We start from the raw sequence: 25917 nt of genomic DNA on the forward strand, positions 1-25917 counted from the left end.
GGCGGACCGGGGCGCGCCGCCACCGCCGGCGCGCCCACCCGCGCTCCCGCACCTCGCCATACGACTACCCCAGTGGAAGTGACCCATGGACGTCACGGCACTCATCGATGCGGTCTCACGGATCAAGAACAAGGCAGACGAGCTCACCCGCGAAGAGACCATCGATCAGCTCTCCGGCGCGCTCGCGGAGTTCACCACCTCGACGCCGAACCAGCACTTCGCCGAGGAGTACCACCCGAGCGGGAACTACACGCGGCTGCTGCTGAACTCCCCCCAGGACGCCTACCAGGTCGTCCTCGTGTTCTGGGGCCCAGGCAAGGGGAGCCCCATACATGACCACGACGACACCATCGGCGCGGTCAGCGCGCTCACCGGCGAGACGCGGGAGATCAAGTACGTCGTCACCCGGCACGAGGGGGAGTGGGTCCGGCTCACCGAGGCCGGCGAGTTCACCATCGCACCCGGCCGGATCACCCCGATCCTGCCCGAGGACGACAAACAACTGCACCTGATGGTCAACGAGAAGGCGCACTGGGCGGCCACCGTCCACGTCTACCTCACCGCGATCCACCGCTACCGGCAGTACGAGGCAGCGCCGGGCGGCGCCTTCCGCACGGCCGAAACCCGGCTGTGGTTCGACGCGTGGGGCGTCGGACGCCAGATGCCCACGAGCGCCCGTTCCTGATCCCGCCGGCCCGCCCCGGCCACCGGAGCACGCCACGCCCCCGTGCGCGCCCGGTCCCACAGAAAAGGGTAGCGATGCACTTGCTGAACGCCGTGGCCCGCCAAGTACGCCGGGCACCGGACGCCGTGGCGCTGACCGACCACCGGGGCACCCGGCTGACCTACGCCGAACTCGACTCCCGCGCCCGCGCGGCGGCGGGCGCCCTGAGGGCCCTCGGCATCGGACCCGGGGACCGCGTCGGGCTCGTACTGCCCCGCACCACGGACCTGTTCGTCCTCGAACTCGCCGTACTGCTCGCGGGCGCCTGCTTCACACCGCTGGACGCGGCCCAGCCACCGGACCGGCTCCGCACGCTGCTGACCCGCGCCTCGGTGGCGCTGCTGATCACCGACGACCAGGAACTGGCCGAAGCCGCCGGCGTCCCCGCCCGCCGCCCCGAGGCACTGCCCACCCCCGGCGCCCCCGCCCCCCGCGACCCCGGCGCCCGGCCCGACGACCCCGCCTACTGCCTGTTCACCTCCGGATCGACGGGCACCCCCGTGGGCACCCTCATCAGCCGCGCCGCGATGGACGTCTACGTGGCCGCGTACGCCCGGCTGGTCGGCGCCTCACCACGCGAGCGCGGAGCGCAGCTCGGCTCGCCCGGCTTCGACGTCACCATCGACGAACTCTGGCCCTTCCTGAGCACCGGCGCATCCGTGCACATCGCCTCCGACACCGACCGCTCCGCACCCCGCGCACTCGCCGACTGGCTGCGCGCCCACCGGATCACCCAGACCTACATCCCCCCGCTGCTGCTGGAGTCGGTATTCCACCTCGACGGCGCGGACCTGGGCGACGTACGGCTCATCCGCACCGGCGGCGAACGCCTCGCCGCCTACCCGCCACCGGACTTCCCCAGCCGCGTCCTCAACGAGTACGGGCCCACCGAGACCGTCGCCGGCGCGGTCTTCTGCGACGTCTCCGCCTGGCCCGACCGCACCATCCTGCCGCCGATCGGGAAACCGCTGCCGCACATCAGGGCGAGCGTCCGCGACCCGGAGGGAGAGCCCGTCACCCCGGGCACACCGGGCGAGCTCTACCTGGGCGGCCCGACCGTCGGCATCGGCTACCTCGGCGACGACGCGCGCACCGCACGCAAATTCGTCGAGGTGGACGGGGAGCGCTGCTTCCGCACCGGCGACCTGGTCCGCGAACTGCCCTCCGGCGACCTGGAGTTCCTGCGACGCCTCGACGACCAGGTGCAACTCCTGGGCAAACGCGTCGAGTTGGGCGAGGTGGAGAGCGCCGCCGCCACCCACCCCGCGGTCCGGCGGGCGGCGGTGACCGCCCCGACCGACGACGCGGGCCGCGCGGAGCGCCTGGTGTGCTTCGTGGAATGGCACCCCCGGCACACCGACGCCCACGCCGCCGCCCTGCGCACCCACCTGAGCGCACTGCTGCCCGCCTACATGGTGCCCACCGAGATCCACACCGCCGACCGGCTCCCCACCACCCCCTCGGGCAAGATCGACCGCAGGGCGCTCCTGCGCTCCCGCCGCCGTCCGCCGCACCCGGCACCGACCCCGCAGGCACTGGTACAGGTGTGGGAGCACGTACTGGGCGTCACCGGCCTGACCGTCCACTCCGACTTCTTCCTGCACGGCGGCGACTCCACCCGCGCGGTGACCGCGGTCACCGAGATCGGCCGACGGCTGGGCCTGCACGTCACCGCACGCGACGTGTTCGTCCACCCCACCCCCGCCGAACTGGCCAAGCGGCTGACGGAGGAGACCCGGTGAGCGCGAGCCCCGTCCTCGACATGGTCACCACCACGGCGACCGCCCACCCCGAAGCGACGGCCATCACCCAGGGCGAACGGTCCCTGACCTACCGCGAACTGGCCGCGGCCATCCCCCCCTTCGCCGACGCGCTCGCCGCCGCCGGCGCGTCCCCGGGCACCCACGTCCTGCTCGTCCTGGACAACCGGCCCGAGTTCGCCGTCGCCTACTTCGCCACCGCCGAGGCGGGCTGCACGGTCGAGGCCATCGACCCGGACCAGCCACCGCAGGCACTGCGACGCAGACTGGCCGACAGCCGCCCCGCGGTGGTCGTCACCACCGAGGGACACCCCGTGGCCACGCTCACCGACCGCCCCGTCCTCACCGTCGACACCCCCCGCACCCCGCCCCCGGCGGACACCCCCCGCCGGCCGGCCCGCGCGAACGGCCCCTGGGTGACCGCGCTCTCCTCCGGCAGCACCGGCGAACCCAAACGCATCCTCCGCACCCAGGCCCACCAGGTCGCCGAGGCGGACCACCTCACCACCACGGCGGGCATCACCGCCGCCGACGTCCTGCTCTGCCCGGTGCCGCTGCACCACGCACTCGGCCAGTTCTGCTGCCTGCTGGCCGCGGTCCGCTCCGGCGCCACACTCGTGCTCCCCGACCGCAGCGCGGGCACCTCCTCCGTGGACGCCGTCCGCCACGCGCTGGCCCGCCACCCCGTCACCCTCCTGATCGCCGTACCCCAGCTCTTCGACGCCCTCGCCGACCTGCCCCCCACCACACCGGCCGAACTCGGCACGGTCCGCCTGTGCCTGTCCGGAAGCAACTTCCTCGACCCGGCCGTGGCACGGCGCTTCACCACCCGCCACGGCCTCCCCGTACGCCAGACCTACGGCAGCACGGAAGCCGGCAGCGTCTGCTGGGACGTCGGCACCGAGCCCTCACCCGGCACCGTCGGCACACCACTGGACGGCACCCGCGTCCAGATCACCGACGAACACGGCACCCCCCTGCCACCGGGCGCGACCGGCGAGATCGTGGTATCCGGCCCCGCCGTGGTCAACGACCCCGGAACCGGCCACCACCGAACCGGCGACCTCGGCACCCTCGACACACAGGGCCGGCTCACCGTCATCGGACGCTCCCGCGTACTGATCGACACCGGCGGACACAAAGTCAACCCCGTCGAAGTCGAACGGATACTGACCGACCACCCCCTGGTCGCCGACGCCGGAGTGACCGGCATCCCCCTGCCCGGCCGAGGCGCACTCCTGGTCGCCGCGGTACGACTGCACGACGGCGCACACGCGGAGCCGGCCGACCTCCTCACCCACTGCGCACACCACCTGCCCTCCCACGCGGTACCCCAGCGGGTACGCCTGGTGACCGAGGTACCCCGCACCCCCCTGGGCAAAGTCCGCCGCGCGGAACTCGCCGCCCAACTCGCCGACGAACCAAGCGACATGGAGACCGGGACGCGCGAGCGGCTCACCGCCCTCCCCCCGGACCGACGCCGCACCGAAGTCACCCGCCACCTGCGCCGCAAGGTGGCCGAAGTGGTCGGCACCACACCCGCGGCGGTGGACCCCGACGCCCCGCCCCGCGCGGCCGGCGTGGACTCCCTGGCCGCACTGCGCCTGCGCCTGACCCTCCACCGGGAACTGGGCACCAGACTCCCACTGCCCGCCATCCTGGGCCCCCGCACCCTGACGGAACTGGCCGGCGAACTCACCGCACACCTCGACGGACCCCCAGACGACACCGACCCCCCACCCCACGGACCGGCCGAGGGCCGCTTCCCCCTCGCCCCCAACCAACTGTCGCTCTGGCACGCCGAACACCTCGACCTGAGCGGATCGGCCTACGTCGTCGCCTTCGCCGCGACCCTCACCGGCGACTGCGACCTCGCCGCACTGCGACGGGCCTTCACCACCCTCGCCCACCGCCACCCGGCCCTGCGCACCACCTTCCCCGTACACGACGGCATCCCCGTACAACAGGTCGCCGCCGACGCACAGCTGGACTTCGCGACCGTAGCGGTACCACCGGACTGGCACCGCACCCACCGCCAGGACCTGATCCGCTCGGCCTTCGCACCCTTCGACCTGACCGCCCGGCCACCCCTGCGCATCCGGCTCCACACCGGACCGCCCGACGGCCCGGTCATGGTGGTCTCCCAGCACCACCTCATCACCGACCACTGGTCCACGCTCACCATGCTGCGGGAACTGGCACTGCTCTACGCGGCCGAGTCCACCGGCACCGAGGCGTACCTCCCCGCACCCGCACACGGCTACGCCGACTACGCGGCATGGGCCCTCGCACGGACCCGCACCCCCCTCGGCGCTGCCGAACTCGACCACTGGGTACGCCACCTGACACCCCCGCCCCCACCCGCGGACCTCCCCACCGACCGGCCCCGCCCGGCGGTCCGCGGACAACGTGGCGCAACCCTGCGCAGGGACCTGCCACCGGCCCGCGCCGCCGCCGTCCGCGCATACGCCCACGCCACCGGAACCACCCCGTTCGCCGTCCTGCTGGCGGTCCTGCACGTACTGCTGCACACCTACACCGCCCGCGCCGACAGCGCCGTAGGAGTGAACACCGCCAACCGCGAACGCCCCGAATTCGCCGACGTACTCGGCTACTTCACCAACCCCGTCGTCCACCGGGTCCACCTCACCCCGCACCAGTCGTTCGCCGCCCTGCTCGCCACGGTCACCGAAACACTCCTGGCCGGGCTCGAACACAGCGGCGTCACCTTCGAAAGCCTCCTGGGCCCCGTCGGCGTCCCCCGCGACCGCGGCCGCGCCCCGCTGGTGGAGGTCGGCTTCGGACAGAACACCGCGCACGACCCCGCCCTGGGCACCGTCGGCGAGCTGCTCTCCGCCGACCGCGACGGCGTACGAGTCCCCCTGGGCCCGCTGACCCTGGAAACGGTCGCCCTGCACCGCACCGGGGCCGTCTACGACCTGGCCGGCGCGGTCTTCGAAGGCGACGACTCGATCTCCCTCGTCTGGGAGTATGCCGCGGACCTGTTCACCGAGGCCGCGGTGAGCCGCTGGGCGGCCCGCTTCGACGACCTGACCGACACCCTGCTCGCCGCCCCCGACACCCACCTGGGCACCCTCTCCGCCCCCGCCCCACCCACGACCGGGCCCACCGCAACACGCCCGGACGCGCCGGTCACCGACCGCGTACGGCGATGGGCCGCGGCACACCCCACGGCGCCGGCGGTCATCGACGGCACCGGCACGGAGACCTACGGCGACCTCGACCGGGCCGCCGACCGAGCGGCGGCCGCACTCCTCACCCACCCCGGCCTCAACCCCGCGGCCCTCGTGGCCGTACGGGCCGAACGGCCCGCCGACCTGGCCGCCGCCTGCCTGGGAGCACTCCGCGCCGGCCTGCTCTGCGCCCCCCTCACCACCCAGGACGACGCCGTACCCGCCGAACTGTCCGAGCTGGGAGCCGCCGCCCTGCTGGACATGACCGGGTCCGCGGACCCCCCGGACACACCCGTCGTACGCGTCGAGGCCACACCAGCACCCCCCGCAACACGCCCCACCGACCCCCACGCGCCCGCACTGGTGGTACGCACCAGCGGCACCACCGGGCCCCGACGCCCCATGGTGCTCACACACCAGGCACTCGCACGCGCCGTACGCGACGACGAACGGGGCGAGGTACTGATCGCCCGCGGCACGGCCGACCGGCTCGCCCTCGACCTGCTCATTACCCTCGCCGCGGGCAACACCGCGGTACCCCTGCCCCCCGCCACCCGGCTGGAACACCTGGCACACGGCCGCCAGGCCGCCTCCGTCACCCTCACCCCCACCGAACTGGCCACCCTCCTCACCCGCCTGGACGAGAACGGCGCCACCCCCGCGCTACGGACCCTGGTCGTCAGCGGTGAGACCCTCGGCCCCGACCTCGTCCACCGATGGCGCTCCCACGCACCCGGCGGCCGCCTCGTGCACACCTACGGCGGCATCGAATGGGGACTCGCCGCAGCCCAGGAGGACGTGCCCGCCGCCCCCACCGAACACACCGCACCACCGGCCACCGGCACCGTGCCCGTGGGCAGCCCCCCGGCCGGCTCACTGCTGTGCGTGGTGGACCCGTGGGGCCGCGTCTGCCCGCCCGGCGTACCCGGGGAGATCTGCGTCGCCACCACGGAGGCAGCCACCCCCCTCGGCACCCCGCCGCAACACCCCGCACTCGTGCATCCGCTGGCAGCCGACACCCGGATCCGGCGGACGGGAGACGCGGGCCTGCTCCTCCCCGACGGGCGACTCGTCGTCCTCGGCCGCCTCACGGAGATCCACTCCGAACACGGCTACCACCACGCCCCCGCACGCATCGAGCACCTGCTGCGCACCCATCCCGCCGTACGGGCAGCCGCAGCCCCGGGCGGAGGCGCGGGCGGACCCACCGCGCTGGTCGAGACGGACGGCACCGTGACCGAGACCGAGCTGATGGACCGGCTGCGCCACGAACTGCCCGCCCACCTGCTCCCCGCACAACTACGGTGCGAGACCACGCTGCCGACGACACCGGACGGCAAGACCTCACGGATCCCCCCACCACCGGCCACCACCCCCGCCACCCCCGCCACGCCCGAACCCGCCCAGGACATGACCGAGACCGAGGCCGCACTGGCGGGCATCTGGCGCGAACTCCTCGGCGTCGCCCACATCGGCCTGGACGACGACTACTACGCCCTGGGCGGCGACTCCGTGCAGGCCGTACGCATCGCCACGAAGGCCGCAGAGAAGGGCCTGCAGGTCACCCGGCGGCATCTGTTCACCCACCCGACCATCCGGTCGCTGGCCCGCGTCACCACCTCCGCCACCAGGGCGGCCACGGTGGGCGAGAGCTTCGCCCGGCGCCGGGCCATCCCGCTCACCCCCATTCAACGCTGGTTCTTCGAGCGGCAGTTGCCCGACCCGGGACACTGGAACCAGTCGACCGCACTGCGCGTACCCCGCGCACTGCCCTCCGAGGCGCTGCTGGCCGCCGTCCAGGCCGTGGCCGACCACCACGCCGTACTGCGCCACCGCTTCCGCCGGCGCGCGGCGGACTGGGAGCAGGTCAGCGACCCGACCGCACAGACCGTGGCGATCGAGGAGGCGACCGCCCACGGCGACGACGCCCTCGCCGCCGCGACCGACCGGGCCAGACGAGGCGTCGACCTCACCGCCGGCCCACTGCTGCGCGCCACGCTGATCCACGACGGGACCGACCGGCGCCTGCTGGTCCTGACCGCACACCACCTCGTGATGGACATCCTGTCCTGGGGCGTGCTGCTCGACGACCTGCGCACCGCCTGCGCCCACCGCACCACCGAAGACCCCGTCCCACTGCCCCCGGTGCCCGTCACCTACCACCAGTGGGCGCGGTCCCTGCGCGAGCACGCCGACGACCTCGCCCAACGCACCCCCCTCCCCGCACCCGACGACACCACCACAGCCCTACCCGGCCCGCCGCCCACGACGTACGAGAGCGCCACCCGCGTCGACGAGCGCACCCTCGGCCCGGCACCCACCCACGCCCTCCTCACCGGACTGCGGGGGAGGGGCGCCCACCCCGCCGACGCGGTACTGGCGGCCGCGGCCGGCGCGGCAGCTGCCGCCCTCGGCCGCCCCGCGGTCCGCATCGCGATGGAACTGCACGGCCGCGACGAGGAGATGGCCGACGGCGCGGACCTGTCGCGGACCGTGGGCTGGTTCACAGCCCTGGCACCCGTACTGGTCGACGCCCCACCGGACACCGCCCCGCACGAGAGGCTCCAGGCCGCACAGGCGGCCCGGTCGCGCGCCGGCCTCACCCACGGCCTGCTGCGCTACGGCACCTCGGACACCACCGCCCGCGCCCGGCACACGGAAGCGGACCACCCCTGGGTGAGCGTCAACTACCTCGGCAGGCTCGGATCGCTGTTCGCCGGCACGGCGGAGTGCGGCGACGGCCACCTCACCGAAGTCCCGCTGCCGGACCGCGGCGACCGGGGCCCGGACAACCCCCGGCCGTTCCACTGGGAGTTCAGCGCCTACACCAAGGGCGACGAGCTGACCCTGCGACTGGCGCACGCGGACGACCGGGACCGGGCGGCACGCCTGCTGGACGCCGCCTGCGACCACCTCCGCGCCCTCGCCGCCGCCCTGGACACCGCACAGCGGGAGGAGTCGCGATGAGCGCGCACTGGCTGGTGGACCTCGTACCCGCCGAGCGGCCGAAACGGGTGGCGTACCTCTTCCCGCACGCGGGCGCGGGCGTCAGCGCGGTGCTGGCACTGGGCCGGGCCCTGGCACCCGACCCGCACCCGGTGGCCATCCGGCTGCCCGGGAGGGAAGCACTGCTCGACGAACCCCCGGTCGCCGACCTCCCGGCACTGGCCCGGCAGTTGGCCGACGCCATCCGCACCCACGCGGACGGAGCGCAGATCATCCTCTACGGCCACTCCTCGGGGTCGGTACTGGCCTACGAGACGGCCCGCGCACTGGAACCGCGGACCGCCGTCCTGCTGGCGGCCTCGGCACAACAGGCACCGGGCACCTCCGTCCGCACGGCCGCCGGGTGCTGGGACCGCCCCGACGACGAGTTCTTCGCCCAGGTCGTCGCGGACGGCTACCTGCCCGCCGACCTGCTCGACGCCCCCGACATCCTGGAGATGGTGGCCCCGGCGCTGCGCGCGGACTACCGGGCCACCCACGAACACCTCACAGGAGCGGCAGGCTGGACCCCCGTGGCCTCCCCGATCCTCACCATCCGTGGCACCCAGGACCACACCGTCGCCGAGGAGGACATCGCGGCCTGGTCGGCGCTGACCACACGCGGCCACACGACCGCGCAGATCACCGCGGGCCACAACCTGCTGCGCGATTGCCCGGCGGAACTGGCCGACGTCCTGCGCCACGCGCTGCCCTGACCGCCGGCCGGCGGCGCGCGGTCAGGGTTTGCGGTGCACCGAGACGGCGTAGTCCCCGTCGGCGAAAGGGGCCCGGGACCAGGTCGCGTACCGGGCTTCCAGGGCGAGCCCCGCCGCCCGGCAGTGCGCGTCGTAGTCGGCCAGTGTGTAACCGCGGTCCAGGGAGAACCCCGCGACGAGGCGGCCGCCCGGCCGGACATGGCCCGCCACCCCGGCGACCAGGGCCGCCTCCGTACCCGGCGCGGTGAACAGGGGGACATTGCCCGCCATCACCACGACGTCGAACAACAAACCCAGGTCGAGACCGGCCAGATCGTGCCGGTGCCAGCGGATCTGCGGTGCCCGGCGCCGGGCGGTGGCGAGCATCGCCTCGTCGACGTCCACGCCCACCACGGCGATCTCGTGGCGGGCCAGCTCGATGGCCACCCGGCCGGTGCCGCAGCCCGCGTCGAGGACGGTGGCGGGCGCGAACGAGCGCACCAGCGCCGCCTCACCGTGGACATCCCCTCCTTCGGCGGCGATGCGGTCGAACCGGGCCTGGTACTCGTCACCGTTCCACGTCATGCGATCACCGTGACACACGCCCCGCTCCGGCGGCAGGCCGACGTCCGGTACCCGATGTCCGATACCCGGCCTCCGGTACCCGCGGACTCCTCCCCGCCACGGGGCGCCGGCCGGCCGCCGGCAGTACCGTCTTTTTCCGGACCGAGGCCCCCACCACGAGGCGAGCCCGAGTGCCACGGTGGCCACTGCGCGGCATGACTTCTCGCCTACATTGGCGACCGACCACGAAGTACGAAGCACGAAGTACGCATCACGAAGCAATGGAAGGAAGATCCGCCATGCCCACCAAAACGCTGCAGATTCCCACCGCGGACGGCCAGGCCGACGCTTTCGCCGTCTTCCCCGACGGCGGCGAGCGGCACCCGGGAGTGCTGCTGTACCCGGACGCCTTGGGCATCCGGCCCGTACTGAAGGAGATGGCCCGCCAACTGGCCGAGCACGGGTACTACGTGCTCGTCCCCAACATCTTCTACCGGCACGGCCCGGCACCGGTGGTCGAACTTCCCGAGTACATCGGAGAAGAGGCCCGGCCCACGGTCATCGCCCAGCTGATGCCCATGATCCAGGCGCACACCGCCGAACGCGCCCTGCGCGACGCCGACGCCTACCTCACGTTCCTCACCGCCCAGCCCGAGGTCAGTGCCGGACCGGTCGCCACGATCGGCTACTGCATGGGCGCCGTCTCGGCGATGCGCACCGCAACGGCCCACCCCGACAAGGTGGCCGCCGTCGCCGGATTCCACCCCGGCCCCCTGGTCACCGACGCACCCGACAGCCCGCACCACCGCGTCCCCGAACTCACCGCCCAGGTCCACCTCGGCCTCGCCGAAGGCGATATGTCACCCGAGGCCCTCACCGAACTCAACCGGGCCCTGGACACCGCAGGCGTCGGCTACACCACCGAGATCTACCCCGGCACCGTCCACGGCTTCACCATGTCCGACACCGAAGCCTTCAACCCCGCCGCACTGCAACACCACTGGGACTGCCTGCTCCCCCTCCTCGACCGCACCCTGGCCAACCGCTGAGGCTCCGGCCCGCACCCCACACCTGACGTACCCGGCCCGGAGCCCCCGGCCCGCCCGCCGGCCGCACAGCGGCGGCCGGGGCCCGGTGATCGTGGTCCTACGCGCTCCGCCGCCGCAGCCCGTCCGCCGCGCTCGCGCAGCATCCGCATCGCATCCGCATCATGGTTGTGGGGGAGGGGCGCGCGGCGCCGCCCCTTCCGACCAGGGGAAAGCCCTGCCGGTGGTGCGAAACCCAACGGCCCCTCGGCGTCGCCCCGATTACGCTGCCAGCATGTCTGATGAGGGAAGTTATCGCCGCGAATCCGCTCGCGTGCTGTTGATCGACGAGCTGGACCGCCTGCTCCTGCTGAAGTTCCACGTCGATCCGGACGCTCCCGAGAGCGGTCACGGATGGTGCACGCCCGGCGGTGGTGTCGAGGACGGGGAGACCCTGGCCCAGGCGGCAGCCCGCGAGCTGCGCGAAGAGACGGGCCTGTCCGTGGAGCCGGAGGCCCTGGGGGCAGCAGTCGCAATGACCTCTGGATACGCGGATGTCGGATGGGCTGAAGGGCTCTTCCGGGACGTCTTTTTTCATCTTCGCGTCACGACCCACCAGGTTGATGTGACCGGCCTGGAAGCGAATGAGCGCAAGTACCACGCCGGATACCGCTGGTGGCCCCTCGCCGACCTGGCAGCCACTGATGAGACCGTCCATCCCCTCGGCCTGGCCACGCTGGCGGCCGATCTCGTGGCCGGGCACACCCCTGCTGATCCGATCCAACTGCCCTGGCACCACTGAGGGCCGCCCGGGGCATGTCCCTCGGCCGGGGCTTCCCGAAGCTCCTAGCGGGTACTTCTGTGATCGGTCTGAGAGAGCCCCGTCCGGAGATGGCCCGGACGGGGCTGATCACCACCACGCCCGGGATGGGGTCATTCGTCAGCGAACGCGCTGCCGGCCAGAACAGCGACCAGCCCCGCCCGCTCGCCGCGCAAGCAGCGTACGGACGGGGCGATACGAGTAGTCAGTTGTCCTCGGGCGGGATGATGAAGCCGCGTAGGGCCTGCCTGGGGCTTCCCGGGCGGCTCCGGGTCGGCCTCGCGGAACTTCGCCACGAAAGCGGCGAGGACATCAGCGGTGATGTCCTCGCGGATCGCGGGATCGGCACCGTCGTACACCCGCCACGCGCCCGCCGCGTTCTCCGGATCCTCCGGGGCGACCACTCCCGGGATGCCGAGCCGCCGGAGCGTGGCGTCCACCTGCCGAGCTTGATCCGCGTTCATGCCATCACCCTTCCGCCGTGCGTTCCCGGAGCCTGGCTACCGCCACCGCCGTGCGTGGCACAGCTCCCGGGGTTGATCGGTCCGCAGCCGCCGGGCTTCGGGGTGTGGGAGCGGTTGGCCCCTACTGCCACCAGAGCGTCGGTCGGACCGGTCCACAGTTCGTGGTCGACCTGGTGCCCGGCTTCCTCGATCAGGGCCACCGTAGCCCGAGCAGGCGTGCCAGTACGCGCTCCTCGCCCTCGACCAGCTGGACATCACCTGGTACGCCACGGGCATGGAACGGATCCGGGACGTGCGGCGAGCACTTGCCCCACATCAGCAGAAGCAGTGCGTGCAGGACCTCGATGAGCGCCTGTACGGATGGGCGACGACCGTCAGCGCTCTTGCCCGTTGAACTTCCGGATGCCCGACGGCAGTTCCGCAAGGGACTCGACACGGAACGTCGGCAGGTCTCGCGCGTCGGCGGTCCTCCACTGAATTGTCGCCCACGGACCCCGGTGCACCAGAGCCGTCCGCATGCCCGCGGCCACGGCCGGCCGCAGGTCATTGTCGACGCGGTCACCGACGTACAAGATCTCCCGAATATCGAAGGGCACTGCATCGGCAACCCGTTGGAAGAAGAGGGGGTCCGGCTTACTGACGCCCCAGTCGTCGGATGTGCCGATCAAGTCGACATCGTCCGCGAACAAACTGCGCAGAATCCTGCCGGCGCGAACGGTCTGGTTCCCTGCAATACCAAGCCACAACCCATCGCTACGCAGCTCCGAGAGCGCCGGCCGGACGTCCGGGTACAGGTCTGACTCATTGAAGTGCTCAGGCTTCCCCGCCTGGGCACGTGCCTCCCGCTGCGCGTCCAGGTCGAAACCCGGTTGGAACTCCTGGAATACCTCTCGATAGTCCCGCCCCTGCGCGATCACCGCTCCGAACATCGCCGCGAACGTGTGCCGCGGAACACCGAGCCAGTCGGCCCACGTTCCGTACTCCCGAGTCTCATCGACCAGACACTCACCGACATCGAAGATCACCGCGCGAATCATGCGAACACCCTACTGACCGGCGTGATTCTGGCTTCGTTCACTTCTGGGGACAGCGTGTGTCGACGGGTTCCGTCCTGTCTCCACGAGGCTGGTCGTTCGCAGGACGGTGGCCTGCGTGGACCGAGTTGGATGAGACAGATCGGCCCGGTTCGCCGAGACGAAAGGCCGGAGCCGACCCGTGGGGACTGAGCGGACCTCTCGGTGGGGCCTCACTCACGCGAGGCCCCACGACGGGATCAGATGGTGAGGACGAGCTTGCCCTGGAGGTGGCCGCCGTCGAGCAGCCGGTGCGCGTCGGCGACGCGCTCGAAGGGGAACGTCTCCTGCACGTGGATCCGGAGCCTGCCCTGTTCGACGAGTTCGACGAGCCCTCGCAGGGCGACCGGATCGGGGTCGACCGCGATGCCGCTGAAGCGCATGCCGGCCGCCGTGTACTTGGCGGCGAGGGCCGAATCCCCCTCGGCGACCGCCGTCACCAGGTGACCGCCTGGGCGGAGTACGTCGAGCGACCGCTCGACGGTGTCGCCGCCGATCGTGTCGAGCACGACGTCGATGTCGCGGACCGCCTCGGTGAAGTCGACCGCCGTGTAGTCGATCACCTCGTCCGCGCCGAACTCCTCGACGAACTTCCGCTTGCCCCCGCTGGCAGTCGCGATCACGTGCGCACCGAGCGCTTTCGCGATCTGGATCGCGACGTGGCCGACCCCGCCACCACCGCCGTGGATCAGGACGCGGTCGCCCTCGGTCACGCCGGCGAGGTCGACGAGCCCCTGCCACGCCGTCAGCCCGACGACCGGCAGGGCCGCCGCCTCGACGTGCGAGAGCGACGCAGGCTTGCGTGCCAGGTGCAACGCCGGCGCAGAGACGACCTCGGCGTAAGCGTTCCCCGCCCGCGGGAACAGTGGCATCCCGAACACCTCGTCGCCGGGCCTGAACCGATACGTCAGCGACCCCTCCTCGACCACGCCGCTGATGTCCCAGCCGAGGATGAACGGCGGCCGGCCGAGCAACGGGGGGAACTCGCCGGCGCGCAGGAGCGCCTCCAGCGGGTTCAGCCCGATCGCCTTGACGCGGACGAGAACCTCGGTGGGGAGGGGCTGGGGCTCGGGCGCGTCCACGATGGTGAGCACCTCGGGACCGCCGAACGCCTGCTGGGTGATGACTCGCATGACTCTCCTGGCTCTGGAGGGGGAGAGAACCCAGGCTATGAATCCGATAGGAACCGGCAGGTACCTTCGGCGCAGGTACCTTTGGCGCATGAGCGGTTTCCGTCCCGGCGATCCCTTTCTCGCCGACTGTCCGGCGCGGCTGGCGGTCGAGGTGATCGCCGACAAGTGGACGGTGGTCGTGCTCTACGGCCTCAGCGAGGGCCCGGTGCGCCACGGCGAGCTGATCGAGCTGATCGGTGGCATCTCCCGCAAGATGCTCACCCAGACGCTCCGACGGCTAGAGGCGCACGGACTCATCCGCCGCCACGCCTACGCCGAGGCGCCGCCCCGCGTCGAGTACGAGCTCACCTCGCTCGGGGCCACGCTGATCGAGCCGATCCACATGCTGACCGAGTGGGCCAGGGCGAACGGCGACGCAGTGCTCGATGCGCTCGACGCCGGCCCTGTGCCGGTCGCCCATAGCGACTGAGACCCCGCCAGGGACCGCCCCTTCAGATGCACCCCAGCCGGTACGGCCATCCGGCACCCCAGGTGGCGCGGGCCGGTCAGCGGTGGTGGGGGAGAGGGGGAGCGAGCGCGGCACCGGTGTCCTCTCCCTTCGGACGCGCCGTCGCCTCGGGCCGCGCCACGGCGGGTTCGGGCAGGGTGTGGAAGAGCAGCCAGCTCAGTACCGGCATCAGGATGAGAGGTGCCAGGGCGGTCCGCAGGGACGTCGCGTCGGCGAGGCCGCCGATCATCGGGCTCGTCAGACCGCCGATGCTGACCGTCAGGCCGAGCGTGATCCCGCTGGCGGTGCCGACCCGCGAGGGCAGGTAGTCCTGGCCGAGGGTGACCTGGAGCGAGAAGGGCACATACAGGCCGACCGAGGTCAGGGCCAGGAACAGATACAGGGCCGGGCCCGGTACGAACACCACGCCCGCGACCGCCGCGATGGTGATCAGGTACGACCAGCGGCAGATCGCCACCCGGCTCCACCGGTTGGCCAGCGCCCCGCCCAGCACCGAGCCGACCGCGCCGCCGAGGTAGAGCACGACCAGGGCCGTGGTGCCCGCGGCCGTGCCGCCGCCCATGCGCTGCCCGGCGTACAGCGAGATGAAGGTGCTCAGACCGACGAAGACGATCGACCGGAACACCACGGCCAGCGACAGCCGCACGAAGGACGCGGTGTCGCCGCGCCCCGCCGGCACCGCCGTACCCGCCCCGGTGGACCGCTTCCGTTCCAGGGCACGCAGCACGGGCAGACACAGCGCGGTGCCGGCGAGCGCCGGCAGCACCAGCAGCGGCGTCCAGCGCAGCCCTCCGGTGGCCACGACGACGGCGACCATGAGCGGTGCCAGCGCGAAGCCGACATTGCCGCCCGTGGAGAACCATCCCATGGCGCTGTGACTGCCCTGGCTGGCGAGCCGGGCGACCCGGGCGGACTCGGGGTGGTAGGCGGCCACACCGATTCCCGAGACCGCGACGAACACCAGGGTGAGCCCGTAGGAGCCGCTCAGCCCGCTCAGGGCGATGCCCACACCGCCCAGCAGCGTGCTGACCGGCAGCAGCCAGGGCATCGCCCACCGGTCGGTGAGCGCGCCGAACACCGGCTGCGCCACCGATGACAGCAGCGAGGCGGCCAGCACGATGCCCGAGACGGCGGCGTAGGTATAGGCGCGCTCGGCGACGAAGAACGGCACCAGGGCCGCCACAGCGCCCTGATAGATGTCTATGCAGGCATGGCCGACGGACAGCAGGGTGATCGATGTATTCCTTCGCACCCCGCCATGGTCCGAGCCCGGCTCGCGCTTTCGATAAACCGCCAAAACATAACGGAAATCCGCCACGATCCGGTCGCCCCGTTTCGCCCTGCGCCCAGTGGCTGGCGCCCGGCACATCATCGGCATGCGCCAACTAGCCAACTCGCCATCCACACCGACGACTTGACGAAGCCTTAGGGACTACCCGGCCCGCCCCCGTGCGTCGGTGTGCCCGGATTCCGTTCCGTACAGGCGCAGGAAGGTGTGCACTCCGCTCGTCACGATGGCGGCCGTCTCGGATTCCGGCATCGGGATGGCGCCGTAGAACGTGCGCTGATTGAGGTCCGTGATCGTCAGCAGATTGAAGTGGTTCGCGGCGCTGTCGGCGTCGTCGAAGGTGAGCAGGCCGCGGTCGGCGATGCGTTGGAGATACGGCGCGAGCCGGAGGTGGCCGGACGGCGGGCCGGCCGCTTTCCAGTCTTCCAGCAGCGCGGGCGGAATCCGCGTGACCTCCGCCTCGATCGTCCGGACCAGTGCGAAGTGGTCCGGGAAATCCGTCACCGCCGCCGCCCGCTCGATGCCGAAGGCGACGAGGTCGTCCCGCAGGTTCACGATCTTCCGCAGATGCCGTTCCATGATCTCCGCGACGGCCGCGGACACCTGGTGCGCGCCTTCCAGGGCCACCGAGTGGAACAGGTGCTCCTTGTCGTCGAAGTGGTTGTAGATCGTCCGCTTGGAGACACCGGCCTCGACGGCGATGGCGTCGACGCTGGCGCGGGAGTAGCCCTCGCGCCCGAAGACGACACGGGCCGCCTGTGCGATCGCCCTGCGCTTCTCCGGCATCCCGCGCCGTTGTTCGGGCATCCCGTCCCGCACGCTCTGCCTCACTGTCTCCCTTTCCGCCATCGCCCGGCGCCGCCCGCCTCGGGGGACCGGGCGCCGCGGCGGGCTGTGCGTCTCCGGACCTGGGTCCCCGGCCCCAACTTACACCAAACGGTTTACCAGTTGCCCTGCACGGTGTAGTTTCATCTCCGCTCCGGCCGGCACACCTCAAGGAGGCACCGATGACACATGTGGCCAGCGACGACGCGTCCACCACCCCGAACTCCCCGCATTCCGCGCGCAGTTCACCACCCCCCGGCACCACATCCCCGGCCCCGCCCCGCGCGCGCCGGCACCCCTACGGGGTACCCGCGCTCTTACTCGGCCTGCTGGCCACGCCCTCCGCCCTGAGCGCCAACAGCGTCACGACAACACTCCCGGACATCGGCGCGGACCTCGGCGTGCCGGTGAGCTCGGCGACGTGGATCGCCACCACCTTCGGCCTGCTGATGGCCGTGTGCACCCCGCTGATGGCCACGCTGCTCAAACGCCGCGGGGTACGAACCGTCGTACTGGTCTGCGCCGCCATAGTGGCCGCCGGCACCCTCCTGGTCGTCGTGGCCCCGTCGATGCCGCTGCTGATCCTCGGCCGCGGCGCCCAGGCCATCGGCGGCAGCGGACTGGTCACCACGGCCATCAACCTCGCGGGCACCCCCCGCCGCATGGGCGTGGTGACCGCCGGCAGCGGCATCCTCGGCGCCCTCGGCCCCCTCGCGGGCTCCCTGCTCACCGAGCACGTGTCCTGGCGCGCGGCGCTGTCACTGTCCGCCCTCGCCCTGCTGGCCGTACCCGGCGTCATACGCACCGCGCCGGCGCTCCCCACCCAGGACCCGCGCACCCCCTTCGACACCGTCGGCGCCGTCGTCCTGATGGCACTGGTCAGCGCGCTGGTGTTCATCCCCCGCTTCCCCCTCCCGGCGCTCGTCTGCGCCGCGGTCATCGCCGCGGTTCTGGTGCTGCGCGTCCGCACCCGCCCGGACGGCTTCGTCCCCGTGGCCGTCCTGCGCACCCCGGTCTTCCTGAGCGCGAGCGCCGTCGTGTGCGCCCTGTCGACCTCGTACTTCTCACTGCTCTACATCGTCCCGCGGGTCCTGAAGGACAGCGAGGGCTGGGATGCCGGGCTCGTCGGCACGGGAACCCTCCTCGCGCTGCTGATCGGCTCGGCCGCGTCCTGGCTCCTGGCGGCGTACTCCACGCGCATGAGCCGCGCCGCGGTCCTCGCCGTCCTCCTCACCCTCGGCGTACTCGCCCCCGTCACGGCGGCCGTCGCACCCTGGGCGGCGCTGATGCTCGTCGCAGCCGGCGTATCGGTCTTCGTCAGCTCCTCGGGCCAGGCGACGCTCTCGGTGTACGCCGCCCACTCCGTCCCGGAAAGCCAACGCCCCACTTCCATCGGCCTGTTCACCCTCTGCTACCAACTCGGCGGCGCCTTCGGCCCCGCCCTGGCCGCCCTCCTCGTCACCTGACTCCGCCCACCCCACAACGGGCCGCCGGCCGGTGGGCGGAGACCCGTTGTGGGGGTGGGCGCACCACGGACCGGCCCGGCCGCGTACGGGACGAACCCGGAGGCGGGAGCCGTGACCGGGTACGGGACCGCAGACCGGCTCGGGCGAACGCCGGCCGCCAGGGGCCCACGGCGCAGGCGCGGCACGGCCTGTCCCAGCCATCGCAAGAGGCGCCTCCGTGCGCCGAAGACGTATCCCGTCACGTACGCGACGCACCCCGCAACCGCGCACAGCGGCCGCGCCGCCCCGCGTTCCGGCGGCCGGGCCGCACGCAGCCGGCCCGGCCAGTGGTCCAGCCGTACGGTCAGCCGTCCAGCCGCACGGGCACTTCCTTGGCGGCGGACGCGAAGAGCGCCTCGATGACGCGGGCCTGCTCCACGGCATCCGCGCGGCCGTACGGGAAAGGCGTGCCGTTGGCGATCGCCGTCGACAGCGCGTCGAACTGGATGCGGGAGACCGCGTACTGCTCACCGCAGCGGTAGGCGCCCTCCGGGTCCACGTCCACGTACTCGCTGACCGGGTCCAGATGCGGCGGCGGGCCCTGCCGCTGCACCTCGATGCGGGTGACGTCGCGGCAGAACCACGGGTCCTGGAAGACCAGGCGTCCGGTGGTGCCGACGACCTCCAGGGTGTCGCCCCGGCACACCTCCTGACCCACCTCGAACTGGGCCAGCACGTCGCCCGGCATCCGCAGCGTGGCCGCGAAGTGGTGGTCGCAGGCGCCCTCCCGGCGGACCTCCTCGGCGTAGACGCGCTCCGGTGCCCCGCCGAACAGCCGGATCGCGGTCAGCGCGAAGGAGCCCAGGTCCAGCAGACCGCCGCCGCCGCGCTCGGGAAAGCGGCGGAAGTAGTCCGCCGGCAGACTGGCGGTGCAGGCGGCGTAGATATGGCGCAGCTCGCCGATATGGCCCTCCTCCACAAGCTTCTTGGCCAGCAGGAACTGCGGATGGTGACGGGGCATCACCCCCTCGATGCACTGCCGGCCCGCGGCCTCGGCCGCGTCGAAGACCCGCTCGGTGTCGGCGGTGCCGAGCGCGAACGGCTTCTCCACCAGCACATGCTTACCGGCCTCCAGCGCCCTGACCGCCCACTCGGCATGGTCGACCGGGTCCAGGGCGACGAAGACGGCCTCCACTTCGTCGTCCTCCAGCAGCTCCGCGTAGCTGCCGTAGGACCGGGCGACGGCGTGGGTCCGGGCGTAGGCGCGGGCCGTCTCCGCGTCGTCCTGCGCGACGGCGACGAACTCGGTCGTGGTGGAGGCCGCCTTGGCCTTCATCGCGACGTCCGCGTAGCCGCCGGTGACCAGCAGCCCCCAGCTCACCTCTCTCATGAACACGGTCCTTTCCGGGCCCGGAGGCCCTCGCACAGTCGGGGTTCAGGGGTTCCGGCTCCGGGGAGCCGGTCGATGCCGTCCCGGAAGCGGAGCTTGGCGGCCGCGCCGGTCCGCGCGACCCCGGGCCCGCCGAGGATCAGGGCGCCGGGACGGCCGGGGGAGAGCTCGGGCCACCGGGGCGCGTACGCGCTGCGGGGCCCCGCAGCGCGCGAAGGACGCCACGAGGCCGGTGAAGGTGTCCGGCACCCGCCGCTGCGGCGGACCGTCGCCGAACTCCCGGACGGCGGCGCGCAGTTCGCCGTCGTCGGCGGGCGGGCCGGAACGTGACGGGAGAGGCGGCACCGGCCGTCATCGGGCGGCCACCCCCTCGTCGAGCAGCAGGGAACGGATCTGCGCGAACAGGTCGTACTGCCGGCGGGTGTCCGCGCCGAACGGCACCAGTACGAGGGTCCCGGCGCCCGCGTCCGCGTACTCCCGCAGGCGCTCCGCCACCTGCCGCGGGCCGCCGCCGAGGGCGAGCGCGGCGGCCCGCTCGCGGTCCAGCCCCTGTGCCTTGACGAGATAGTCGACGACCGGCCCGGCCGCCGCGGCGGACGGCCGCTCGGTCGCCCGGACAAAGGTCACAAGGCCGGTGCGGGGGACCGGCACGCCGCGCTCGGCGGCCAGTTCGGCCAACCGCGCCGCGCCCGCCGCCAGCTGCTCCGGCGTCTTCAGCGCCGCCAGCCAGCCCTGGCCGTATGCCGCGGCGCGGCGCAGGGACGCCTCGGCCCCGCCGCCGATCCAGACCTCCGGCACCGGAGCGGACGGCGCCAGCGCCACCCGCGCCCCCCGGGGCGCACCGGCCAGTGCGGTGGGCCGCCCGGCGAGCAGATCCGGCAGCGCCCGGAGGAACCGGTCGGTGCGCCGGCCGCGCTCCTTCGGGGAGAAACCGGCCGCCGCCCACTCCCCGGCCTCACCCGACCCCACGGCCACGCCCAGCAGGACGCGGCCGCCGGAGAGGTGCTGCAGCGTGGCGATCTGTTTCGCCGCCCAGGCCGGCGCCCGCAGAGCCGGCAGCATGACGCCGTAGCCCACGCGGATCCGCCGGGTCGCGGCCGCCGCCGTCGCGAGCACCATCGAGCTGTCCAGGACGGGGAAGCCCGACGCCAGCCGGTCACCCGTCCACATCGAGTCCAGGCCCGCCTCCTCCGCGTGCCGGGCGAGCCGCGCGATGTCGACGGCCCCGTCGTGACTTTCTTCGCCGGGCTCGAAGTTGACCGGCAGCTGCACACCTATGTGGAGCGTCACGAGACTCACCGGCTCCGGTGGAGTGCGACGCCCAGCTCCTGCTCCAGGCGGTCCAGATCCTTCTCGTGGCCATGGGCCGCCAGGTGGCCGTCCGGACGTACGAGGTGGTACCCGGGGCGGTGGCAGCCGGTGGCGGCCGCCGCGTCCCGCGGCGACATCGACACGACACGCACCCGCTGCCGCAGCGCCGCGATGTGCTCGACCTGGGCGATCCAAGCGGTGTCGTGCGCGGGTTCACTGACGGCGACCGTCCAGGCGAGCGGGTCGGCGCCGGGGCCCGAAATCCCGTACGCGAGCGCCAGTTTGCGGGGGAGGAGACCACCCGGCCGCACACCCCCGGGGAGCTTGCCCAGACCCCGGCAGGCGGCCGGACCCGACGGCGACTGCGCGGCGCGCCGGGGGGTGTACGACTGGCGGCGCCCGGCCAGGACGGGGGCGTAGAGGCGGGCCGCCGCGCCGGTGCGGTCGGCGAGCCGGAAGCCGGCGTCGCGGGCCCACACCTTGGCCCGGCCGCTGACCATCCAGGCCCGGGTGTGCAGGTCGGTGTCGCGCACGGTGCGCCGGGTGGCCTCGGCGCGCTCCGGCCCGTACGTGGCCAGCAGCGAGGACGGCGACACGCCCTTGAGCACCGAGGCCAGCTTCCAGCCGAGGTTGTTCGCGTCCTGCAGACCATTGTTCATGCCCTGGCCGCCGGCCGGGCTGTGCACATGGGCGGCGTCGCCGATCAGGAACACCCGGCCCAGCTGGAAGTCGGCGGCCAGCCGGGCGTGCACCCGGAAGACCGTGGTCCACACCGGCTCGGTGATGCGGATGCCGCGCGGGCCGCGCTCGTCCACGATCTCCTGCATCATCTCGACGCCCGCCGAGCTCGAACCGCGCGGCAGCACCGACAGGAAACGGAAGACGCCGTCCGGCTGCGGCACCACCGCCAGCGTGCCGCCGGCTCCCTGGTAGTAGAGGATCTCCTCGGGCGACAGATCGCCGTCCACCCTCGCGTCGACCAGCGCGAACTCCAGCCCGTAGGTGGACCCCTGGAAGCCGATGCCCAGCTGCCCGCGCACCGCGCTGCCCGCCCCGTCGGCACCGACGACGAACGGCGCGAAAGCCCGCTCGACCACACCGTCCGCCGTCTCCAGGACGGCCCGCACGCCGGAGGTGGCCTCGATCCTGCCGGAGTGGTCCACACCCTCCAGGGCCAGCAGGCGGACGCCACGCTCCACCTTGCCGCCCAGGGACTCCAGCTTCTCGGTGAGGATGCGCTCCGTCTCGTACTGCGGCAGCACACGCGGCGCGTGCTCGGCGGGCAGCCGGAACGAGGCGAGGTGGTTGCGGTCCGAGAAATAGCTCAGCGTGCGCACCGTGCCCGACACCCCGAGCACCTCGTCCCGCAGCCCCCGGTCCTCCAGGATGTCGAAGGCCCGCGGATAGACCGACAGCGCCCTGGGGACCCGCATCGGCTCGGGCAGCGCGTCGACGATCCGGACCCGGACCCCGCGGTCGAGCAGCTCGCAGGCGAGGAGCAGACCGGACGGCCCCGCCCCGACGACGAGTACATCGAAAACCACATCGGATGGTGTGCTGCTCTTCATCGCCTTCAACCTTCTGACTTCTCTTCGCGGACGGCGGACGCCGGGCGGGGCGCGGGCAAGGGCTCGAAGGATGCGCGGGCGCCGCTCAGGAAGCGGCGCCCGCCGGCATCGGGGGCAGCGCGGGCAACCGGTCCAGCTCGATGCCGAACCACCGCTTGACGGCGGCGGGGAACGCCTCGTCGTCGAGCACCTCCTTGATCCGCCGGCCGTCCTCGTAACGGGTCAGCGTGCGGTCCAGCAGGGAGGCACGGCCCTCCGGCCGCACCAGCGAGGCCCAGATGGTGCCGCCGGTGACCGGCGAGTCCGCAGAGGTGCAAAACCACCACATCGTCGGAACGAAGTCGCCGATCTCGCGCACCCGGGTCTCCAGCCGGACCCGGTGGACCCCGTCGTGCACGATCTCCACATCGCCGTCGGGCGTATCGACGATGCGGTACTCGCCGTTCTCGTCCTTCTGCGGCGAACGCTCGGCGAACCGCAGCGGACGCCAGCTCGCCCAGCGGAAGCCGACGTCGACGAGCCAGCACTCGCCGTCGATCTCCACCCGCAGCATCATGTGCCCGAAGAAGGCGCCCACCAGCGGCTCCTTGCCGTTGTGCAGGCTGCGCCCCGCCAGCAGGCTCACCCGGTAGCCGAGCGCCGTCAGCAGCGCGGCGAACGAGGTGTTGAGCTCATAGCAGCCGCCTCCCCGGCGCCGGTCGACGATCTTCTCCACCGCGCCCTCGCCGATCCTGATCGGTACGTCGAGGTTGAAGTCGAACGTCTCGAAGGGGACGGACTTCAAGTGCCGTTCCTGCAAGTACGCCAGGGCCGCCAGGTCTGCCTTCGCGGGGCGCTCGGCCCCGATCCGCTCCAGGTAGGCGTCCACGTTCACTGAGGTCATCTCTCCCGTGCTCCCTACTGTGCTTGTGCCGCTCTCGCGCTCCGGGTGCCCTTCCGCGCCCTCTCGCGCCGTCAAGTCCGGCCGGTCCGCGGTGCTTTCACCGGCCGGCCGGTGCCGCCGAGGCTGCGCCCCGGGCGGCCGGGCTCACCAATCGATCAGGACGAACCCGAACGTGAACCCGCCGCCGAACGCGGTGAGGAGGACCTTCCCGCCCTCCCGCAGGGCCCCCGCCCGCGCCGCATCGTCCAGCGTGATCGGAATCGACGCCGCGCCGGTGTTCCCGTAACCGGCCACCGTGGTGTGCATCCGGGCCCGGGGGAAGGCCAGATCCTGCTCCAGCGTCCGCAGCATCATGCCGTTCCCCTGGTGCGGCACGATGTGCGCGATGTCCTCCCTGGACACCCCGGCCTCGTCGAGGAAGTCGGACAGCAGACCCGGCAGCTTCGAACGGACGATGTCCACGACACCACGGCCGTCCATGGCGAAATAGTGCAGCCGGTCGTCCACGGTGGCGTGCGAGGTGCCCAGCCGGGTACCGCCCGCCGGGACCTTCACCAGGTCCAGGCCCTCGCTGAAGTTCAGCAGCCGGGTGGCCAGCACCCGCCCCGGACCATGGCCCGGCCCGATGACGACGGCCCCCGCCCCGTCACCGAGGAGCACCCGGGTCCGGCGGTCGGCGGGGTCGGTGTACCGGCTGTACATGTCGGCACCGATGACCAGCGCGTAGCCGCCACCGGCGGCCGCCACCCGGTGGGCCGTGGCGAGCGCGTAAGTGAAGCCGCTGCACACGGCGTTGAGATCGAAGGCGGCCGCGGTCGGGGGAGCGTCGAGCTGGTGCGCCACATGCGCCGCCGTGGCCGGCTGCGGGGAGTCGGGCGTGGACGTCGCGACGATGATCTGCGAGAGCTGCGCGGCGCTCACCCCCGCATCCTCCAGCGCCCGGCGCGCCGCCATCACCGCCATATCGGAGGTGGCCTCGTCGTTCTTCGCGAAACGCCGTTCGCGGATACCTGTCTTGCGCGTGATCCACGCATCGTCCACGCCGGCCGGCGCGCCGATCTCGTCATTGCTCATCACGTAGGAGGGCAGATACGAACCGGTGCCCAGGACTGCCGTGGCCGTCGTACTCGGACCTGCCTGTCGGTGGGAGTCATCGCTCATGTTCGGCTCCTTGGTTCTGCGGGCCGGCGGGACAGCGCGCCGGCGTTCCGGGCGGCTGCGCACACCGTGCCGCGCTGCGGCGGATGCCCGCGGGGTACGGGATACGTGCGGGGGAGGTACGCGATCTCGGTGCACGGATACGGGGCATACCGCGCCCGCACCACCGGCACCTGCGGTCTTGTGCGGTATCGCGGTGATCAGGACCGGCCCAGGACGCGGGCGACGGTCTCCTGGTCGAAGTTGACGGCGCTGCACCAGCCGCCGGTGGCCAGCTCGAACCAGATGTCGCTGACGATCACGCCCCGGGGGTTCTCGCCCTCGACGACCTCATCACCCTTGGCCCAGCCCACCGCGTCGTGGCCGGTGGTTCCGTCGGGCAGGAAGAGCTGCTGGACGGGGCTGTCCAGGGAGGGGCCGGAGCGGACGTTGGAGTCGCGCCAGATGGGGCCGAGGGAGAACGTCTTGGCGGTCGGCATGGAGTGCTCCGTCGTGGTCGTGGGTGGAGTCGCCGGCGGTGTCCGGCAGGTCACACGGCCGCCGGGACCGGGGACAAGGTGAGGACCTGGCCGAGCATGGCGAGCAGCCGCTCGCCCTGGCCGCCCGGCGGATCGCCCGGCAGCAGGGAGCCGGCGTGCGGGACGACGACGCCCAGCGGGGTGGGCCAGGCGCGCAGCGCGTGGCTGATCGTGCGCAGCGTGGCCAGAGTGGAGGCGGTGCCCTGGGTACCGGCACCGACCGCGACGCAGCCGACGGTACGGCCGTCCAGGAACGGCCGGGGGCCGTCCAGATCGTTGACATAGTCCAAGGCGTTCTTCAGCAAGCCGGAGACCGTGCCGTGGTAAGTGGGGGAGACCAGGACGACGCCGTCGGCGCGGCCGAGTTCGTCGAGGAAGTCCCGCAGACCCGGATGGGTACCGGACAGACCGGGGCGGTAGAACGGGAAGTCGATCTCACCACCGGTGAAGGTCCGGGTGGTGGCTCCTTTTTCCTGGAGTTGCTCGGCGCACCACAGAGCGGTGCGGTCCGACGTCGATCCGACGCGGAGTGAACCGCTGATCAGCACGGTGTGTGAGGTAGGCACGGGTCCGGCGACCTTCCTTA

Annotated in this window: 22 protein-coding genes; 9 read left to right on the plus strand and 13 right to left on the minus strand. The window is 72.5% G+C overall.

The window, feature by feature from the left end; genetic code table 11:
* Positions 1 to 85 precede the first annotated feature (85 nt).
* From IH09_RS07350 to IH09_RS07365, 4 genes are all read left to right on the plus strand, one after another.
* Positions 86 to 685: a cysteine dioxygenase gene (locus IH09_RS07350; RefSeq protein ID WP_052855276.1), complete on the plus strand. Its 600-nt coding sequence runs from the start codon at positions 86 to 88 to the stop codon at positions 683 to 685.
* Between the two features lie 74 nt (positions 686 to 759).
* The gene (locus IH09_RS07355) at positions 760 to 2466 is read left to right on the plus strand and encodes a non-ribosomal peptide synthetase (RefSeq protein WP_052855277.1); all 1707 of its coding nucleotides are present in this window, start codon (positions 760 to 762) and stop codon (positions 2464 to 2466) included.
* The gene (locus tag IH09_RS07360) at positions 2463 to 8645 is read left to right on the plus strand and encodes a condensation domain-containing protein (RefSeq protein ID WP_052855278.1); all 6183 of its coding nucleotides are present in this window, start codon (positions 2463 to 2465) and stop codon (positions 8643 to 8645) included. The genes IH09_RS07355 and IH09_RS07360 overlap by 4 nt, the downstream gene beginning before the upstream one ends.
* Complete coding sequence (locus IH09_RS07365) at positions 8642 to 9379, plus strand: thioesterase II family protein (RefSeq protein ID WP_052855279.1); 738 nt, start codon at positions 8642 to 8644, stop codon at positions 9377 to 9379. Before IH09_RS07360 ends, IH09_RS07365 begins: the two co-directional genes overlap by 4 nt.
* 21 nt (positions 9380 to 9400) lie before the next feature.
* Here IH09_RS07365 and IH09_RS07370 read toward each other — a convergent pair whose 3' ends face one another.
* Positions 9401 to 9943, minus strand: a complete 543-nt coding sequence (locus IH09_RS07370; protein ID WP_052855280.1) for a class I SAM-dependent DNA methyltransferase — start codon at positions 9941 to 9943, stop codon at positions 9401 to 9403.
* Positions 9944 to 10221: 278 nt separating this feature from the next.
* On the opposite strand from IH09_RS07370, the gene IH09_RS07375 reads away from it, so the two are divergent.
* Together IH09_RS07375 and IH09_RS07380 are read left to right on the plus strand one after the other, a co-directional pair.
* Positions 10222 to 10971 carry a dienelactone hydrolase family protein gene (locus tag IH09_RS07375; RefSeq protein ID WP_052855281.1) on the plus strand — a complete coding sequence of 250 codons (750 nt, stop codon included), beginning with the start codon at positions 10222 to 10224 and terminating at the stop codon, positions 10969 to 10971.
* Between the two features lie 271 nt (positions 10972 to 11242).
* On the plus strand, positions 11243 to 11749 hold the full coding sequence (locus IH09_RS07380) for an NUDIX hydrolase (RefSeq protein WP_052855282.1): 507 nt from the start codon (positions 11243 to 11245) through the stop codon (positions 11747 to 11749).
* 131 nt (positions 11750 to 11880) lie between these two features.
* Here the strand turns inward: IH09_RS07380 and IH09_RS07385 are convergent, their stop codons facing one another.
* The 3 genes from IH09_RS07385 to IH09_RS07395 form a co-directional block, all read right to left on the minus strand.
* Entirely contained in the window at positions 11881 to 12207 is a 327-nt protein-coding gene (locus IH09_RS07385; protein WP_240151049.1) for a hypothetical protein, read from the minus strand.
* A 398-nt stretch (positions 12208 to 12605) separates the two neighbouring features.
* Positions 12606 to 13268 carry an HAD family hydrolase gene (locus IH09_RS07390; protein WP_052855283.1) on the minus strand — a complete coding sequence of 221 codons (663 nt, stop codon included), beginning with the start codon at positions 13266 to 13268 and terminating at the stop codon, positions 12606 to 12608.
* A 236-nt stretch (positions 13269 to 13504) separates the two neighbouring features.
* Entirely contained in the window at positions 13505 to 14437 is a 933-nt protein-coding gene (locus IH09_RS07395; protein ID WP_052855284.1) for an NADP-dependent oxidoreductase, read from the minus strand.
* Between the two features lie 88 nt (positions 14438 to 14525).
* Here IH09_RS07395 and IH09_RS07400 point away from each other — a divergent pair, with 88 nt between their 5' ends.
* The gene (locus IH09_RS07400) at positions 14526 to 14906 is read left to right on the plus strand and encodes a winged helix-turn-helix transcriptional regulator (RefSeq protein ID WP_052855285.1); all 381 of its coding nucleotides are present in this window, start codon (positions 14526 to 14528) and stop codon (positions 14904 to 14906) included.
* A 76-nt stretch (positions 14907 to 14982) separates the two neighbouring features.
* Here the strand turns inward: IH09_RS07400 and IH09_RS07405 are convergent, their stop codons facing one another.
* Both IH09_RS07405 and IH09_RS07410 read right to left on the minus strand, forming a co-directional pair.
* Positions 14983 to 16197: an MFS transporter gene (locus IH09_RS07405; protein ID WP_052855286.1), complete on the minus strand. Its 1215-nt coding sequence runs from the start codon at positions 16195 to 16197 to the stop codon at positions 14983 to 14985.
* Positions 16198 to 16377: 180 nt separating this feature from the next.
* On the minus strand, positions 16378 to 17064 hold the full coding sequence (locus tag IH09_RS07410; protein WP_318279401.1) for a TetR/AcrR family transcriptional regulator: 687 nt from the start codon (positions 17062 to 17064) through the stop codon (positions 16378 to 16380).
* A 176-nt stretch (positions 17065 to 17240) separates the two neighbouring features.
* Here IH09_RS07410 and IH09_RS07415 point away from each other — a divergent pair, with 176 nt between their 5' ends.
* Positions 17241 to 18524, plus strand: coding sequence for an MFS transporter (locus IH09_RS07415; RefSeq protein WP_052855287.1), 1284 nt, complete (start codon positions 17241 to 17243; stop codon positions 18522 to 18524).
* A gap of 343 nt (positions 18525 to 18867) precedes the next feature.
* On the opposite strand, the gene IH09_RS07420 is transcribed toward IH09_RS07415, so the two are convergent.
* Complete coding sequence (locus IH09_RS07420) at positions 18868 to 19893, minus strand: Gfo/Idh/MocA family protein (protein ID WP_190233231.1); 1026 nt, start codon at positions 19891 to 19893, stop codon at positions 18868 to 18870.
* A 75-nt stretch (positions 19894 to 19968) separates the two neighbouring features.
* Between IH09_RS07420 and IH09_RS07425 the strand changes: the two genes are divergently transcribed.
* Complete coding sequence (locus IH09_RS07425; protein ID WP_052855289.1) at positions 19969 to 20223, plus strand: hypothetical protein; 255 nt, start codon at positions 19969 to 19971, stop codon at positions 20221 to 20223.
* Between the two features lie 21 nt (positions 20224 to 20244).
* Here IH09_RS07425 and IH09_RS07430 read toward each other — a convergent pair whose 3' ends face one another.
* The 6 genes from IH09_RS07430 to IH09_RS39670 form a co-directional block, all read right to left on the minus strand.
* Complete coding sequence (locus IH09_RS07430) at positions 20245 to 21183, minus strand: LLM class flavin-dependent oxidoreductase (protein WP_318279402.1); 939 nt, start codon at positions 21181 to 21183, stop codon at positions 20245 to 20247.
* Between the two features lie 5 nt (positions 21184 to 21188).
* Complete coding sequence (locus IH09_RS07435) at positions 21189 to 22772, minus strand: FAD-dependent monooxygenase (protein WP_052855290.1); 1584 nt, start codon at positions 22770 to 22772, stop codon at positions 21189 to 21191.
* A gap of 85 nt (positions 22773 to 22857) precedes the next feature.
* The gene (locus tag IH09_RS07440; protein WP_052855291.1) at positions 22858 to 23655 is read right to left on the minus strand and encodes an arylamine N-acetyltransferase family protein; all 798 of its coding nucleotides are present in this window, start codon (positions 23653 to 23655) and stop codon (positions 22858 to 22860) included.
* 144 nt (positions 23656 to 23799) lie between these two features.
* Complete coding sequence (locus IH09_RS07445) at positions 23800 to 24816, minus strand: 3-oxoacyl-ACP synthase III family protein (RefSeq protein ID WP_052855292.1); 1017 nt, start codon at positions 24814 to 24816, stop codon at positions 23800 to 23802.
* A 197-nt stretch (positions 24817 to 25013) separates the two neighbouring features.
* Entirely contained in the window at positions 25014 to 25292 is a 279-nt protein-coding gene (locus IH09_RS07450; protein ID WP_052855293.1) for a hypothetical protein, read from the minus strand.
* Between the two features lie 50 nt (positions 25293 to 25342).
* Positions 25343 to 25897, minus strand: coding sequence for an NADPH-dependent FMN reductase (locus IH09_RS39670; RefSeq protein ID WP_318279403.1), 555 nt, complete (start codon positions 25895 to 25897; stop codon positions 25343 to 25345).
* Positions 25898 to 25917: the final 20 nt, after the last annotated feature.

Source organism: Streptomyces celluloflavus, from assembly GCA_000720995.1.
GTDB classification, from domain to species: Bacteria; Actinomycetota; Actinomycetes; order Streptomycetales; family Streptomycetaceae; genus Streptomyces; species Streptomyces celluloflavus.